Source organism: Acinetobacter sp. LMB-5 (genome assembly GCF_001541635.1).
Lineage (GTDB): Bacteria > Pseudomonadota > Gammaproteobacteria > Pseudomonadales > Moraxellaceae > Acinetobacter > Acinetobacter pittii.
This window is the reverse complement of the sequence record NZ_LRDR01000004.1, coordinates 178,912-193,673: the sequence shown is the minus strand read 5'-3', so window position 1 is coordinate 193,673 and position 14,762 is coordinate 178,912. Positions and strand designations below refer to the sequence as shown.

General features: G+C 40.0%; 15 protein-coding genes. 4 read left to right on the top strand and 11 right to left on the bottom strand.

Features of this window, described 5'->3' with window-relative positions; all coding sequences use genetic code 11:
* Positions 1-30 precede the first annotated feature (30 nt).
* The 3 genes from AW165_RS06135 to AW165_RS06125 form a co-directional block, all read right to left on the bottom strand.
* The gene (locus tag AW165_RS06135) at positions 31-780 is read right to left on the bottom strand and encodes an energy transducer TonB (RefSeq protein ID WP_002114938.1); all 750 of its coding nucleotides are present in this window, start codon (positions 778-780) and stop codon (positions 31-33) included.
* Between the two features lie 380 nt (positions 781-1,160).
* Positions 1,161-2,024, bottom strand: a complete 864-nt coding sequence (gene purU / locus AW165_RS06130; protein ID WP_005066088.1) for a formyltetrahydrofolate deformylase — start codon at positions 2,022-2,024, stop codon at positions 1,161-1,163.
* Between the two features lie 74 nt (positions 2,025-2,098).
* Positions 2,099-2,791 (bottom strand): TetR/AcrR family transcriptional regulator, encoded by a 693-nt coding sequence (locus AW165_RS06125; protein WP_046811436.1) that lies wholly within the window; start codon positions 2,789-2,791, stop codon positions 2,099-2,101.
* Positions 2,792-2,903: 112 nt separating this feature from the next.
* Between AW165_RS06125 and AW165_RS06120 the strand changes: the two genes are divergently transcribed.
* The 4 genes from AW165_RS06120 to AW165_RS06105 all read left to right on the top strand — a co-directional run bounded on the left by AW165_RS06120 (position 2,904) and on the right by AW165_RS06105 (position 6,781).
* Positions 2,904-4,352: a coniferyl aldehyde dehydrogenase gene (locus tag AW165_RS06120; RefSeq protein WP_060465246.1), complete on the top strand. Its 1,449-nt coding sequence runs from the start codon at positions 2,904-2,906 to the stop codon at positions 4,350-4,352.
* 167 nt (positions 4,353-4,519) lie between these two features.
* The gene (rpmB, locus tag AW165_RS06115) at positions 4,520-4,756 is read left to right on the top strand and encodes a 50S ribosomal protein L28 (RefSeq protein ID WP_000048256.1); all 237 of its coding nucleotides are present in this window, start codon (positions 4,520-4,522) and stop codon (positions 4,754-4,756) included.
* 12 nt (positions 4,757-4,768) lie between these two features.
* Positions 4,769-4,924, top strand: a complete 156-nt coding sequence (gene rpmG, locus AW165_RS06110; protein ID WP_001205031.1) for a 50S ribosomal protein L33 — start codon at positions 4,769-4,771, stop codon at positions 4,922-4,924.
* Positions 4,925-5,071: 147 nt separating this feature from the next.
* A complete protein-coding gene (locus AW165_RS06105; protein WP_005066082.1) occupies positions 5,072-6,781 on the top strand; it encodes a cation:proton antiporter in 1,710 nt (569 codons plus the stop codon).
* Between the two features lie 35 nt (positions 6,782-6,816).
* Here the strand turns inward: AW165_RS06105 and AW165_RS06100 are convergent, their stop codons facing one another.
* From AW165_RS06100 to topA, 8 genes are all read right to left on the bottom strand, one after another.
* Entirely contained in the window at positions 6,817-7,095 is a 279-nt protein-coding gene (locus AW165_RS06100) for a hypothetical protein (protein WP_002114792.1), read from the bottom strand.
* 112 nt (positions 7,096-7,207) lie between these two features.
* Entirely contained in the window at positions 7,208-7,711 is a 504-nt protein-coding gene (locus tag AW165_RS06095) for a DUF6586 family protein (protein WP_060465347.1), read from the bottom strand.
* Positions 7,712-7,791: 80 nt separating this feature from the next.
* On the bottom strand, positions 7,792-8,154 hold the full coding sequence (locus AW165_RS06090; RefSeq protein ID WP_060465245.1) for an ASCH domain-containing protein: 363 nt from the start codon (positions 8,152-8,154) through the stop codon (positions 7,792-7,794).
* A gap of 9 nt (positions 8,155-8,163) precedes the next feature.
* Positions 8,164-8,403, bottom strand: coding sequence for an RNA recognition motif domain-containing protein (locus tag AW165_RS06085; protein ID WP_002115113.1), 240 nt, complete (start codon positions 8,401-8,403; stop codon positions 8,164-8,166).
* 73 nt (positions 8,404-8,476) lie between these two features.
* Entirely contained in the window at positions 8,477-10,456 is a 1,980-nt protein-coding gene (locus AW165_RS06080; protein WP_060465244.1) for an ATP-dependent helicase, read from the bottom strand.
* Positions 10,457-10,570: 114 nt separating this feature from the next.
* Complete coding sequence (locus AW165_RS06075; protein ID WP_014208303.1) at positions 10,571-11,152, bottom strand: HdeD family acid-resistance protein; 582 nt, start codon at positions 11,150-11,152, stop codon at positions 10,571-10,573.
* A gap of 126 nt (positions 11,153-11,278) precedes the next feature.
* Positions 11,279-12,037 (bottom strand): hypothetical protein, encoded by a 759-nt coding sequence (locus AW165_RS06070; protein ID WP_057070034.1) that lies wholly within the window; start codon positions 12,035-12,037, stop codon positions 11,279-11,281.
* 88 nt (positions 12,038-12,125) lie between these two features.
* Positions 12,126-14,762 (bottom strand): type I DNA topoisomerase, encoded by a 2,637-nt coding sequence (gene topA, locus AW165_RS06065; protein WP_002115027.1) that lies wholly within the window; start codon positions 14,760-14,762, stop codon positions 12,126-12,128.

Below are 14,762 nucleotides of genomic sequence, written 5' to 3'. Positions count from 1 at the left end.
TTAAGGTTAGCCGTTGGGACTCAAATTCATTTAAGGGGTTAAATCAAAGGGTTGCTCTGCTTTAATTGGATAAGCAACACCATTTTCCATATAAGGTTTAAATTTCGCACCGCGAACAGCACGTACAACTTTGTCATCTAGACTTGAAATACCACTACTTCTAGTCACTCGTACATTAATAATTTTGCCTTTTTCATCGGCTTCAATAAGTACCATGACAGAGCGTGCTTCGCCTTGTAAATCTTTTGAAGAAACTGTTAAACGTGGTGAGCGGCTCCACTGTACACCCGAACCACCAATTGAAACGCGTTTCGGTGATGGGTCTGGGGCAGGTTGAGCTTTAGGCGCTTCTTGTACCACTGGTTTTGGTTTTTCAATAACTTTTTCAGTAACAGTTGTCGTTACCACTTTGGTTTCAACTTTAGGTTCTGTCTTTACTGTTTCTTTTGGTGTTTCAGCTTTTTTCACCTGTTGAATTTTTTCCACTTTTTTAGGTGGTGTCACAGGTTTTTCAACAACTTTAACTTCTTTTACCTCTTTTTTAGGTTCCGGCTTTTTAGGCGGTTCCTTTGGCTTAGGAGGTAGGGGTTTTGGTTGCTCTTGAATTTTTACGAAACGTACCTGTAAAGGCTTCTTCTCGATTGGCTTTAATTCAGCAGGCTTAATATGGCTGACCGCCCATAAGACCCCGATATGACCAATTGCAACCGCAATTAGTGCCGTGATGACTTTCTTTTTCATCGGATTGGGAGAGTTTAAGGCTGCGGAAGATTGACTCATAAGAATCTAATTACCTAATGGATGATGATTTCAGATTTCTATTTGTAGAAACGATTTCAAACATCGGATAGAACAATAAAGTGCCACAATAATAAATGAGAAGTGTTTTCATTTGCAACTATTTTTTGAGAAAAACATTTGCTCAATATCACTAATTTGTATCAGTTGAGTGTCTTTGCTTTTGTTTTCTCATAGTTACATGAACGCGTATCTCTTGTTCACAAAGTGTTTAATCTAACTTATATAGTTAGGCTAATTTCACTATGAAGAGATCGAATCCTACCATAAATTCATTCAATATTGTTACGTTATATCATTTCAATAATTTTTTTGATATAAAAAAACACGCATGAAGCGTGCTTTTTTAAAATAAGCGTTATTTAAAAAACAACCGTCTTGTTACCATCAACAATAATACGGTCTTCTAAATGCCATTTTACTGCACGAGCCAATACATTACGCTCAACATCTTCACCTAGCTCACGAAGTTGCTCAACATTATAGTCATGGCTTACACGCTCAACGTCTTGCTCAATAATTGGACCTTGGTCTAGATCAGCCGTCACATAGTGAGCTGTCGCACCAATCAACTTTACACCTTTTTCATAAGCTTGCTTGTATGGGTTAGCACCCACGAAAGCTGGCAAGAAAGAATGGTGGATATTGATGATTTTCATTTCCCATTTCGCAACAAAATCTTCGCTTAAAATCTGCATGTAGCGTGCAAGAACTAATAAGTCATTGCCCTGCATCATTTCATCAATTTGTGCATAAGCTTCAGCTTTATTGTCTTTAGTTACTTTAATTACAGTAAATGGAATACCGAAGTTCTCAACAGATTCACGTAAATCTTCGTGGTTAGAAATCACGTGTGTAATTTCACAAGGTAACGACCCACGTGCATGACGCCACAATAACTCAAGTAAAGCATGGTCGACTTTAGAAACTAAAATACCAACCTTTTTAATTTCGTTTACGAAAGCAAGACGCCATTGCATGCCATAACGCTCAGCAACGTTGGCAGCAAATGTTTGAATTAATGCATCTTTACGTGACTGTAAATGGTCAAGTTCAAACTCAACACGCATGAAATAACGTCCACCCTGAGCTTCCGTCGCATACTGATCAAGCGCGGTAATGTTTGCACCTTGGTGGTACAAAAAGCTCGATACAGCCTGTACGATCCCAGGCTTGTCTTCACAAGTAATCAGTAAACGGGCTGTATTGGCAGTGGTCATATTCATTTGGTTAATATCACTTAATTGAGTCAAATTTTTAATAAGCCGAGTATTCTAGCGCTCTAAATAGGCAAGTACAACTATTCATCTTTTAACGACGACAAGCTGGCGAATAGATCAGAAGGCCCCAGTGAATCAAGCAACTGCTCGTAAGTTGCTCGGCTTTCCCCCATAAGATAAGGACCTTCAAGGAAAACCATTTGACGTAATGCCTGCCAAACCCATTTTTCTTCTAAATGGTTATTGTCACTAATGTGACCAGACATATATAAAAAGTTTGTCCAGTTTGTTAATACAATCCATAAGTTAATAATGAGCGCTTCAATTTCAGATGATGTCATTTTCATAAGGCCGGCATCGACAAAGGCTTGATAAATCTTTTGCCCTTGCTGCATGACCTGCCCCGCAAAACGCGGATAAATCTTTTTAAAGTCTTCATTACTTTCAACTAAATGATAGACATCACGATGGATAAAACGGTAACTCCAGAGTTGACCACTTAATACTTGAAAATAGTTAATTTTATCATTGGTCGTTAGTGGTCTGTCTTCAGGTAAAGAAAGCATTTCCAAAGTCTCAACCTGATATTGGTACATTAATTCTTTAATAATTTCATGCTTATTCCGGAAATGGTAATACAAGTTTCCAGGGCTAATACCTAACTCCGCAGCAATATGATTGGTTGTAACCGACCGTTCACCTCGCTCGTTAAAAAGCTGCAAACTGATTTGTAAAATCCGGTCTTTTGTCTTCAGAGCTTTAGGTAGAGACATTTTAATAACCTTTAATAATTCACATGGTTAAGACTTAAACACATAAACCGACTTGACTATTTAGAGTATTTACTCTAAAAAATAAGTATATCAGTATATTTGGTAAGTACCGATGAACAGTCAAACAAAAACAAATCCAGAGACTCAGCTTCCTTATGATGTTAAGCATTTACATGACTTGCTTGAACAACAAAAGCTCGCTTATTTACGTCATCCGGTACCCACTGCTAAAGAGCGTATTGATCGTTTAGCTCGTCTTAAAAGAGTCTTGGTAAAATATCAAGATCAGATTGCCGAAGCAATTAACCTTGATTATGGCAATCGTGCAGTTATGGAAACAAAAATTGGTGAGTTACTAACTAGTTTGGAACAAATCAAGTATTACAGTAAACATCTGACTGCATGGATGAAACCATCAAAACGCCACATCAGTGTATTACACCAGCCAGCAAAAGGTTGGGTACAATATCAACCTATGGGTGTGATTGGTATTATTACACCATGGAATTACCCATTATTACTCTCAGTTGGACCTCTGATCTGTGCACTCGCCGCGGGCAACCATGCCATGATCAAAATTTCTAGTGCCTCTCCAAATTTTGGACGTGTCCTTGAAAGTGCATTAGCAGAAGCATTCCCACAAGAATTAGTTGCTGTGGTAAATGGTGGTGGCTTTATTTCAGATGCGTTTAGTCATTTGCCTTTCGACAAAATGATTTTCACAGGCTCAACTTCTGTGGGTAAAACAGTGATGGCAGCCGCAGCTCAAAACCTTGTTCCTGTGATTCTTGAGTTAGGCGGAAAGTCTCCTGCCCTTGTGCATGCATCTATGGATATGAAAGATGTGGCTCAACGTATTGCTGTAGGTAAATTGTGGAATGCAGGACAAACTTGTGTTGCACCTGATCATATTTTCTTACCACGCGGCAAAACTGCCGAGTTCATCGAAAACTTTAAATTGATTGTAGCTGGAATGTATCCTCATTTCCGAAATAACCAAGACTACACTTCTATTATTAATGATAAACAGTACAACCGCATTCAGGGTTATCTCGAAAATGCCCGTGATCAAGGCGCACGTATTGTTGAAATTAATCCGCAAAATGAAATTTTAGATGATGTCCGTAAAATTGCACCGACTTTAGTCACTGGCGTGACGACCGCAATGGATATTATGCAAAATGAAATCTTTGGGCCTATTTTACCGATTTTAGAATATGACCAAATAGAAGAAGTCATCGAATTCATTAATAGTCGTCCACGTCCTTTAGCGATGTATTATTTTGACTATGATCAAGCGCGTGCTGACTATATTGCACAGCACACCCATTCAGGGCATTTTGGAATTAACATGGTGATTACTCATGTTGCACAAGATGATTTACCATTTGGCGGAATTGGCGCATCAGGTATGGGTAAATATCACGGACCAGAGGGCTTTTTTAGCCTTTCTCATGAGCGTTCGGTGATGTCAAATCCAAAACTTTATAGCCTTAAATACATTCTTCCACCGTTCAATAAGTCGATTCATCGATTCATTTCGAAAACCTTGTTGCGCTAACTGATCAAGGCATGATCTGTTATACTAAATCATGCCTCGTTTTTACCAATTTCGCTTGTCTTTTAATCGTATTTTTGGTATAAAACGCCCCTTGAATGAATTCATCCGTTTACATTTAGTATGACTGGCCACAGATTTGCTGTTGGCTGAATCAATGGAGTTACACCATGTCTAAGGTTTGCCAAGTTACCGGCAAGCGTCCAGTCGTTGGTAACAACGTCTCACACGCCAACAACAAAACCAAGCGCCGGTTCGAGCCGAACCTGCACCACCACCGTTTCTGGTTAGAAAGCGAAAAACGTTTTGTACGTCTTCGTTTAACCACTAAAGGTATGCGTATTATTGACAAATTGGGTATCGAAAAGGTTGTTGCAGACCTTCGTGCTCAAGGTCAAAAGATCTAAGGAGTCTGAGCAATGCGTGATAAGATTCGCCTCGTTTCTTCAGCTGGTACAGGTTACTTCTATACCACGACTAAAAACAAACGTACTATGCCGGAAAAAATGGAAATCAAAAAATTTGATCCAAAAATCCGTCAACACGTGATTTTCAAAGAAGCTAAAATCAAATAATTTTAGCCTCGAAAAAAACGACTTCTTTATGAAGTCGTTTTTTTTTGCATTTTTTTTATACCTACCTTTTTGTTAAACTTTCTCTACATTCCGCCTTGGCATTTTTTATGCTTGTTTTTAGCCTAACTCACGTAAAAGGAGTTTTTAGTGCCGCATGACGTAGATTTAATTATTTTACTTGCTGTTGGTTTCGGCGTTGCCCTCATTTTTGGCTATATTGCAGCCCGATTACGACTCCCCCCTCTTATCGGCTATTTAATTGCCGGAATTATTATTAGCCCAAATACACCTGGTATAGAAGCAGATATCCACCTCGCCAACCAGCTTGCAGAACTCGGGGTCATGTTCCTGATGTTTGGTGTAGGGATGCACTTTTCATTAAAAGACTTATTACTGGTTCGTCGTATTGCCTTGCCTGGCGCAATTTTACAAATCGCTGTTGCAACCTTACTTGGTATTGGCGTTTCAATGCTATGGGGATGGAGTTTCGGGTCTGCACTCGTTTTTGGCTTAAGTCTATCGTGTGCGAGTACAGTTGTATTATTAAAAGCATTAGGAGACCGAGGTCTTTTAGACTCAGTTAACGGCAAAATTGCTGTGGGTTGGTTGTTAGTCGAAGATTTAGTGATGGTACTGGTTTTAGTACTTCTTCCGGCTACAGCTGTTTTACTCGGTGGAAAAGCACCAGCAGGTGCAGACGGTAATATCTGGTTAACCCTTGGAATCACCTTATTAAAGGTGATTGGCTTTATTGCCTTTATGCTCATTGTAGGCAAACGCGTTGTGCCTATTATTATGCAATTTGTTGCTCGTTTAGGGTCACGAGAGCTATTTACGCTGACTGTCGTCGCTGCTGCAGTTTCGATTGCCTACGGTTCTTATGCCATTTTTGGGGTTTCAATGGCTTTAGGGGCATTCTTTGCGGGTATGGTCGTTAAAGAATCAGACTTTAGCCATCGTGCAGAGGAAGAGACTCTTCCACTACGTGAAATTTTCTCGATTTTATTTTTCGTTTCTGTGGGTATGCTGTTTGATCCACATATTCTTGTTGAGAGTCCGCTCCATATTTTAGCTGTTATCGCGATTATTATGGTGGGTAAGACACTTGCTGCAATGGCATTGGTTTTATTCTTCCGCTATCCAATCAATACAGCTTTAACAGTCGGGGCAAGCCTTGCACAGATTGGTGAGTTTTCATTTATTCTGGCGACACTTGGTGTTTCTTTAGGCCTATTAAGCTTAGAAGCTCAAAATCTAATTCTAGCGGGCGCTTTATTTTCAATTACGCTTAACTCTTTCATCTTCTCAGCGATTGAACCTGTACAACGCTGGATTCGTGAACGTTCTCACTTAGCCCGACTGCTTGAACGTAGCGGTGACCCATTGGCAATGTTACCCGATGAAGTTGATCAAGCTTATTTACGTGATCAGGTCGTGATTGTGGGATATGGCGGTGTAGGACGACGTATTACTGAAAATTTAATTAATGAGAATATTAAGGTCGTTATTGCTGAAGAGAATCGTGAAATCGTAGAAAAACTACGTAATGCAAATATTGCTGCTGTGAGTGGTGTTGCTACTGAACCGAGTGTTTTAATTCAAGCACATATCATGCATGCACGTCTCTTAGTAATCTCACCTATGGATATTTTAGATATCCACCGTATTGTGACCATTGCCAAGCAATTAAATCCTCAGATTCAGGTATTAATTTGTGCAGAAAGTAAAGAAGAAGCAGCGGTTATCCGTGACGAAAATATTGGCGAAGTGTTTTATGCAAAAGAAGAAATGGCAAAGAATATGAGTCACCACATCTTAAATCAGATCGAGCTTGCTCATCAGTCAACAATTCATTAACCCATATAAAAAGCGTACTCAAGAGTACGCTTTTTTTAACTCAAGAATTTAGGCTGTTCGTCTAATACCTCAGCCTGCCACTCGTTTACCTGCTTTTCCAGCAGTCCAAACAATGCAGCCTGAATCATATGCTGAGCAACAACTGGAGTCTGCTCACCCAAGATTGCTTTGACTTCATCGCTAAATTGAATTTTAACCAAGGGTTCATTCTCAGAACCTGCATTACGCAAGGCGAGTTCACCACCTTCGAGTTGAACTAATTCCAACACTGCTTCTTGATTTCCAAATAACTCTTTCAATTGCTGTATAGACATATACTTCCTCCATGTTTCAACATGGTGGCAAAGCACCCTTGCACTTTGCATCTCTTGTCTTATTTATATAGGCACACCTAGTCGAAATTTCAAGCATCTAGGCAGTTTAATTTTAGAACTCGACCATTTCGTTACGAAAACCATCAATTAAATGACTTAATTCTCGGTGCCATTCACGCAAGATTTTAACATCTGGCAACCAAGACTGAGGCCCTTGTGTCACTTTAATAATAAGGTTAGAAGAAGTTTCTTCTTCAGGAGTCGGTTCTTTTGGTTCTGGGGCGTATTGGCACATACGATAAGCTCGTTTTAACTCTGCAACAAAACCATCTTTTGCCAATTGCTGCAAAACGGACACTTCAGGGGAAACCTGTCCTTTTGCCGCCATATGTTCCTCAATAGATTTTAAGGTGGGTTGCAAATCATTTAAACGGTAATAACGTACCAATTCTTGTAAGAACGCTAACATTGCGCCATGTAAATGAAATACAGCTGCTTCACGGTAAGCTTGTACCTGCTGCACATGATCGGTCTGCTCTGCCTGTTGACACGCTAGACGTGTAAAATAGAGCTTCTGATTGGTACGATCGGCATGATAACGAGCAACACGTGACATAACTAAACTTTCCTGTTCTAAAATCGCCATTGCAATAGCTATTCTTAGCTTAACGACTCCATTGATAAAATCAACGTTATTTATGGTAAATCCAGCTCAACTTGATAAATTTTACGTTTAGCTAAAATTTTCACTGGCTGTTTTATAGGACGAACATTACTTAAGACCCAAGCAAAATACCCTTCACTCCAAGCAGATGCACAGGCTAAATTGACCTCGTCATTTCGCCAAGTATGAACTGAGTCGACATCAACTAAAGCGACAGCAACTCCCTCCTCTTCATCAGTATATTTAACCAGAAAGTTCTGGTTTTCGACAATTAATAGATCTTTCACTGGTAACTGTGTAGGCACCCATGAACGTACTTCAAGTGTTTTTATACCTTTAGCAATACGAGTACCATTCGGCGTTACAATCGAGAGAGCTAAAAATTGTCTTTTCATCAGAAAAACTTATTCTTCGGCTGCTTTAACTCGAATTCCATAGCCTTTAACTTTAAGCGTATTTAAGCCTTTAATTGCCTTAATCGCTTCACGGGGATTAGGCATTTCAACAAAACCAAAGCCCTTCGATTTACCTGTATCTTTATCAGTCACCAGAACACATGTATCAACTTTACCATATGCCTTGAATAACTCTAAAACTTCAGCTTCACTTACAGCACGATCTAAATTACGAACTAATATCTTCATTTTCTAACCTTAATTGGCAATAAAAGGGAGGGCCAATATACATTTAAGTAATCACAGCGTCTTATACAGTAGTTTAGTCCAGATCGATACCAAAACCTAAATTTACTGCAGGAGATCTGTTCCATTGTTTTTTAGTAAATTGCTGAGGTACTTGCCTATGAATTTTTGCTTGAACCAAGTGTGCAGGCAGATCATTTAAGAAATAACTCTCGACTTTACGACCTTGCTCGTCATACGTGTCTTGCGACCACGTATTAAGATTTTGCTTCGTCAAGATTAATTCATTTTCAGCACGCGTTAAGGCGACATACAGCACACGGCGCTCTTCCTCAACATCATCAAAATCACCCTGTGCTCTTGCATAAGGATATTGATTTGGCGATACGTGAGGTACATAACAAACTTTCTGTTCGGCACCCTTAGCTGAATGAATCGTAATTAAAGTTACCAAATCTTGATCAGCAGCTTTTTCAATTTCAGAAACTGAAATCGGCTCAAGTACATATTCTTCAAGGAATTCACCTAACGACGCATGTTTGCGTGCAAGTTGCTTAACCAAATCAAAGTCTTTTAAACGGCGTGACCAATCTTTAGTTTTATAATTTTGCTCTAGCTGTTCACCTAAAGCATCGAGGGCCAAGCCAATACTTGCCTCGACATGCTGCTGTAATACATCTAGTTGTTTTAAAATTAAAATCGCTTGTAGAGGTACCTTGCCATGACGTTCAAGTCGCTGACAGCGCTCCTCGACATCAACAATTCCCATCAGCTCTTGGGCTAACTTACTAGCACCAACATCACCAATCCCATCCCACAAAGTTAAAAAGCGCATCCATGCCAAATCATCGTGAGGGTTACTCACAATACGTAAGAGACTGAGCACATCCTTTACATGGGCCGACTCAAGAAGCTTTACCCCACCAATAAAACGATAAGGTATTTCAGCCGCAATAAAAGCCCCTTCTAGGTATCGGGCACTATAGCCAGAACGAACTAACACCATATGGTCATGCCAGTTTGCACCTTGTTGATGGCGCGTTATTAAATCTTGTGCAATCCAGTTTGCTTCTTCAAACTCATTACCAAACAAATGTAGCTGTGGCTTTTGCCCTTGGCCACGATGCGCTTGTAGCTGTTTTTGATAATCGATTGGGCTATGTGCCAACAGCCAGTTCGATAAATCTAAGATTTCTTGGGTCGAGCGATAATTTAAAGCCAGTGTAAGTACTTCTGCATCAGGTATTCGTTCTTTAAAAGAATGAATATTTTCAAAGTCTGCACCACGAAAGCCATAAATGGACTGAGCGTCATCACCCACGCAAAACAACTTCACTTTACCAATTAAGGGCTGCAACAAAGCCCATTGTAAAGGGTTTGTATCTTGCATTTCATCAACTAGCAATGCCTGACAAAAACCTGCAACCCAATTGGTCAACGCTTCTGAGTTTTGTAAATGAACAGCCACAATCGACAAGATATCGTCGTAATCTAAAAAATTACGCTCTCTTTTGCGTTGCTCATAAGTTTTCATCAACTCAGCAATTTGAGTTTTATGCTCATATGCATCTGGAAGCTGTTTGATTAATGCTTCAGAAAGCTTTGTTTGAGTATTTCTTGCATAGGAATATAGATCACACAGCTCTGCCGCTTTAGGTAAAACATTATCTTTGTCTTTACCTCTTAATAAACGGAACATCAGCAACTGATCATCACGATCAATAATACTAAATTGATTTAAGCCAAAAGCTTGTGGATTACGGCGCAGTAAATACATACAAAAAGTATGAAAAGTTGAAGCTCTTAGACCCTTTGCCTGTGCTCCTACATGCTGCTCTACTCTTGCAACAATTTCACTCGCAGCACGTCGAGTAAACGTTAAAATCTGAATTTGGTTTGCTGGTAAGCCTTGATCAATTAAATAGGCAGCACGGGCAACAATCGTCTTAGTCTTGCCACAGCCAGCACCTGCTAAAACTAAACAGTTCTGCGCAGACGTCGTGGCTGCTTTTTTTTGCTGAGCATTTAGTTCATTAATTAATTTTGCAAGACTCATAACACATATCGCTAAAACACCAAGACATAGTTTAACAGACCCAACCCCAGATGCGTCTGCCCGTCCTAAAAACAAAAAGAGCACCTAAAGTGCTCTTTGATTCAACAATATTATTTAAGATACTGTTTTTGAACTAGATGGCAGATGCTTAATCGCAGAAGCCAAACCTAGAAAATTAATTCCTTGGAATAAGATATCTATGGCAAGGAACATGCCTAATACCCAAAAAGGTGAATCTTTAGAAACCAAGATCAAAATACCTGTAGCGAGTGTTAATAATCCTGAAAATAAGGTCCAACCCCACCCAGTAATTGGTTTAAGTAAAATCGCGTTTACTGTACGTATAGCTCCGGCAATAATCAGTGCTATTGATAATAAACTCGTCAAAACTACCGCTGTTGTTACGGGAGTAGAGAAAGCATAGTAGCCCGCCATTAGATAAAGCACGCCAAAGAGTGCCCATAACCAGCGGCTTGCACCTTTAAATACACTAATGGCCGCGACAAGATGTAAAACACCTCCGACCATCATGAGTATTCCAAATAAAAAAACCACAGAAAAGGTCGCAAATGGTAATGAACTAAACAAAATCAGACCGAAGCCAATAAGCACAAAGCCTAATATCAAATACCACTTACGATCAGCATGTAACTGATTACGCACCAAATCATTACCGACAGTTTTCATCATGGCCACTCTTATTATCAGGTATTAGAATTTCATCTACCTAATAATAGTGATCCACTTCACATTTTTTGTCTGTATAAGATCTGCATCGTTTCTTATCAATTAATGTGGATAAAGCAGTATTTATCCACAATTTTATTTCACCCAACCAATTTCTTGAGCTGTAGGTAAACCTATTATTGTTTCATGTAAACCATTCGGCATTTTACTGCTCTGCTCAGATAATGGTGTTTGACCACCCATGATTTCAGCGTCAGTTTGCGGATATAAAGGCACTTTTTCAGGGTGCGCGTAACCTAAAGGATAAAGCGGTTGACCAGTTTTTAAATCATATTTGTCTTGTGCCCCAAAGCCATGTAATAGCTCATGAACAATCACAACCTGATTTTGGGAAGCTTGTGTTTTGGTCGCAAATAAATTCACACTACCAATACGACCTTTTTCCAAAGCAGTCGAATGAATCAAAACTTTTTGATAATTGGGATCATAATAATTTAAATAAAGTTTAAGTGATGCCCCATTGTCTTCAGATTGTTGATGTCGCCATGCATAAAAACGGAACTTTAAACTCCACCACATCACATGAAAGATATTGGCATTTTGAGGAACCTCAGGAGGTCGTTGCTGTAATGGCTGACCTAAACGAATTACAAAGTTTCCTGATTGACCACGATAGTGTTGCGACCATTCTCCCAAATAATTTCTTATTCTCTCAAAATCAGTGTATTTTAACTGATGGATATAGCTCTGCGTTGTCTGCAAACCATCTGCATCAATAGGATGTAAAACGACAACAATAGGTTGATTCCAATCTTGGTTTTGATCTCGCCATGCCTGAACAGCAACAATCAATAAAATAATTAACAAACATAAAACTCGAATGTTTTTCCACATTCTTTTTCCCCATACATTTAAAATTTTCTTTTATTGTTTTAGATATAAAAAATGCTAGCTGAGCTAGCATTTTTTATTGTGGACTTAATTAGCCCTCAACCCATTTACCATTTTGATAAATTAGGCTCCATTTGGTTTGTTTACCTTCTGGAGTTTCCGAGCCTACATATTGTGATTGATTCTTACGACTGAATTTCACAACTGTCGGATTACCTTCAGGGTCCACATCTGGTGCTTGTAAAATAAATTGATATTTAGGATCAAGCTGAGCAGCAACACTACGCAATTCCGCAACTTTTGGCGCACGTGTTTCACGAATTTTCGGGAATTTACTTGCAGCCAAGAATAAACCAGCAGCACCATCACGCAACACGAAATAGTCATCATGCTTTGTTGAGCGCAAATGTTCCATCTTGATCGGTTCTACACGTGGAGGTGCAGGCTGACCACTTTTCAAGACTTTACGAGTATTGTCACAGCTTGTACAAGCGAAATACGGACCAAAACGACCAGTCTTAAGCTGCATTTCACCATCACATTTATCACACGGAATGGTTGGGCCATCGTAGCCTTTAATCTTGAACTCACCTTCTTCAAGCTCAAAACCGTCACAGTCAGGGTTGTTACCACATACGTGCAGTTTACGACCACCATCAATCACGTAGCTATCCATGGCTGTGCCACATTTTGCACAACGATGTTTTGACATCAAATCTGCGGTTTCAGCACCATCATCATCAGAAAGAGCAGCTAAGGACTCAACAGGCGTTAAGTTCAAAGTACCTTTACAACGCTCTTTAGGCGGTAAGTTGTAGCCAGAACAACCTAAGAATACGCCTGTTGTACCTGTACGAATCTGCATTGGACGTGAACATTCAGGACAATGTACCGCTGGCACTTCAACCGGCTGGTTGCGGCGCATGCCGTGCTCGCCTTGAGCATTGGTAAGACGTTTCTTGAAGTCACCATAGAAAGTATCAAGTAACTCTTTCCAGTTACGCTCGCCTGTTGCAACTTTATCGAGCTGCCCTTCAAGGTCTGCTGTAAAGGCATAGTTCATCAAGTTATTGAAACTTTCATCAAGTCGATCTGTCACGATTTCACCCATTTTTTCGGCGAAAAGACGACGGTTTTCCAACTTAACGTAGCCACGTTCTTGAATTGTAGAAATAATCGCTGCATAAGTCGAAGGACGACCAATACTACGTTTTTCGAGTTCTTTAACTAAAGAAGCTTCAGTAAAACGTGCAGGTGGTTTAGTAAAGTGCTGACTTGGGTCTAACTTCTCTAATTTTAAAATTTCACCTACTTTAATTGCAGGCAAAATAATATCGTCATCAGACTTGTTAGCACCACGCACTCGTGTAAAACCATCAAATACAAGCGTACGGCCTTTTGCCTTCAATTCAACATTTGCAGCTTCAACCGTTAAAGTTGAAGATAAATATTCTGCTGGAGTCATTTGACATGCAACAAACTGACGCCAGATCAAATCATATAAACGCTGAGCATCACGCTCTACACCCGCAAGTTGATCACCTGTAAGTGCAACATTTGAAGGACGAATCGCTTCATGGGCTTCTTGAGCACCCGCTTTGTTCCCATAGCGGTTTGGCTTCGCCGGTAAATATTTCTCACCAAATTGGCTTTCAATATGAGCACGTACCATGCTTACTGCATCATCACTCAAGAACGTTGAGTCAGTACGCATATAGGTAATAAAACCTGCTTCATATAGACGCTGTGCCAGCATCATGGTTTTCTTTACAGAAAAACCTAAACGTGTACTTGCAGCTTGTTGCAGCGTTGAAGTGATATACGGTGCACTTGGATTTACCTTAGTCGGTTTATCTTCACGCTGTGCAACTTTATATTCAGCACCTTTTAAAACATCCAATAAAGCATCAGTTTCAGCTTTATTTTTCAGTTTAAGGGTTTTACCAGCTTGCTTAACTGCTTCAAGACGAATGTCATCTTTCTTGGCTTGCGTGTCTGCAAAAACTTGCCAGTATTCTTCCGGAATAAAAGCACGAATTTCTCTTTCACGCTCTACAACCAGCTTCACCGCTACAGACTGTACACGACCTGCCGATAAACCACGGGCAATCTTTTCCCAAAGTAATGGTGAAACCATAAAGCCAACAACACGGTCTAAGAAACGGCGTGCTTGCTGAGCATTAACTCGGTTTAAATCTAGGCGCGTAGGTTGTTTAAATGCTTCTTGAATGGCATTTTTAGTAATTTCGTTAAATACCACGCGATGATAACGACTGTCATCACCACCAATAACTTCTCTTAGGTGCCAAGCAATGGCTTCCCCTTCTCTATCCAAGTCCGTTGCGAGATAGATTGCATCGGCATCTTTGGCGAGTTTTTTTAGTTCAGCAACAACATTTTCCTTACCTGGCAGAACTTCGTAATGAGCTTCCCAACCATGTTCAGGATCAACCCCCATACGATTAACTAAAGCCTGACTGGCTTTTTGTTCTTTTTCTGCTTCAGTGAGTTTCGTCCGGGCAGCCGGCTTTTTCTCAGTTGATTTACTGCCACCTGTTGGCAAATCACGCACGTGACCTACAGAAGACTTTACAATGTATTGCGAACCCAGATATTTATTGATGGTTTTCGCTTTGGCAGGCGACTCCACAATCACTAAGGCACGTTTATGTGCAGCAGGTGCAGTAGATGCTGTGCTTTGAGATGCAGAGCGCGAGGTATTCGCCAT

What these genes read in the sequence shown, in the direction of transcription:
- AW165_RS06125 (WP_046811436.1), bottom strand. Translation starts at nt 2,791, where the DNA reads ATGTCTCTACCTAAAGCTCTGAAGACAAAAGACCGGATTTTACAAATC.
- AW165_RS06080 (WP_060465244.1), bottom strand. Translation starts at nt 10,456, where the DNA reads ATGAGTCTTGCAAAATTAATTAATGAACTAAATGCTCAGCAAAAAAAA.
- AW165_RS06070 (WP_057070034.1), bottom strand. Translation starts at nt 12,037, where the DNA reads ATGTGGAAAAACATTCGAGTTTTATGTTTGTTAATTATTTTATTGATT.
- AW165_RS06095 (WP_060465347.1), bottom strand. Translation starts at nt 7,711, where the DNA reads ATGTCACGTGTTGCTCGTTATCATGCCGATCGTACCAATCAGAAGCTC.
- AW165_RS06135 (WP_002114938.1), bottom strand. Translation starts at nt 780, where the DNA reads ATGAGTCAATCTTCCGCAGCCTTAAACTCTCCCAATCCGATGAAAAAG.
- AW165_RS06120 (WP_060465246.1), top strand. Translation starts at nt 2,904, where the DNA reads ATGAACAGTCAAACAAAAACAAATCCAGAGACTCAGCTTCCTTATGAT.
- rpmG (WP_001205031.1), top strand. Translation starts at nt 4,769, where the DNA reads ATGCGTGATAAGATTCGCCTCGTTTCTTCAGCTGGTACAGGTTACTTC.
- AW165_RS06085 (WP_002115113.1), bottom strand. Translation starts at nt 8,403, where the DNA reads ATGAAGATATTAGTTCGTAATTTAGATCGTGCTGTAAGTGAAGCTGAA.
- rpmB (WP_000048256.1), top strand. Translation starts at nt 4,520, where the DNA reads ATGTCTAAGGTTTGCCAAGTTACCGGCAAGCGTCCAGTCGTTGGTAAC.
- purU (WP_005066088.1), bottom strand. Translation starts at nt 2,024, where the DNA reads ATGAATATGACCACTGCCAATACAGCCCGTTTACTGATTACTTGTGAA.
- topA (WP_002115027.1), bottom strand. Translation starts at nt 14,762, where the DNA reads ATGGCGAATACCTCGCGCTCTGCATCTCAAAGCACAGCATCTACTGCA.
- AW165_RS06090 (WP_060465245.1), bottom strand. Translation starts at nt 8,154, where the DNA reads ATGAAAAGACAATTTTTAGCTCTCTCGATTGTAACGCCGAATGGTACT.
- AW165_RS06100 (WP_002114792.1), bottom strand. Translation starts at nt 7,095, where the DNA reads ATGTCTATACAGCAATTGAAAGAGTTATTTGGAAATCAAGAAGCAGTG.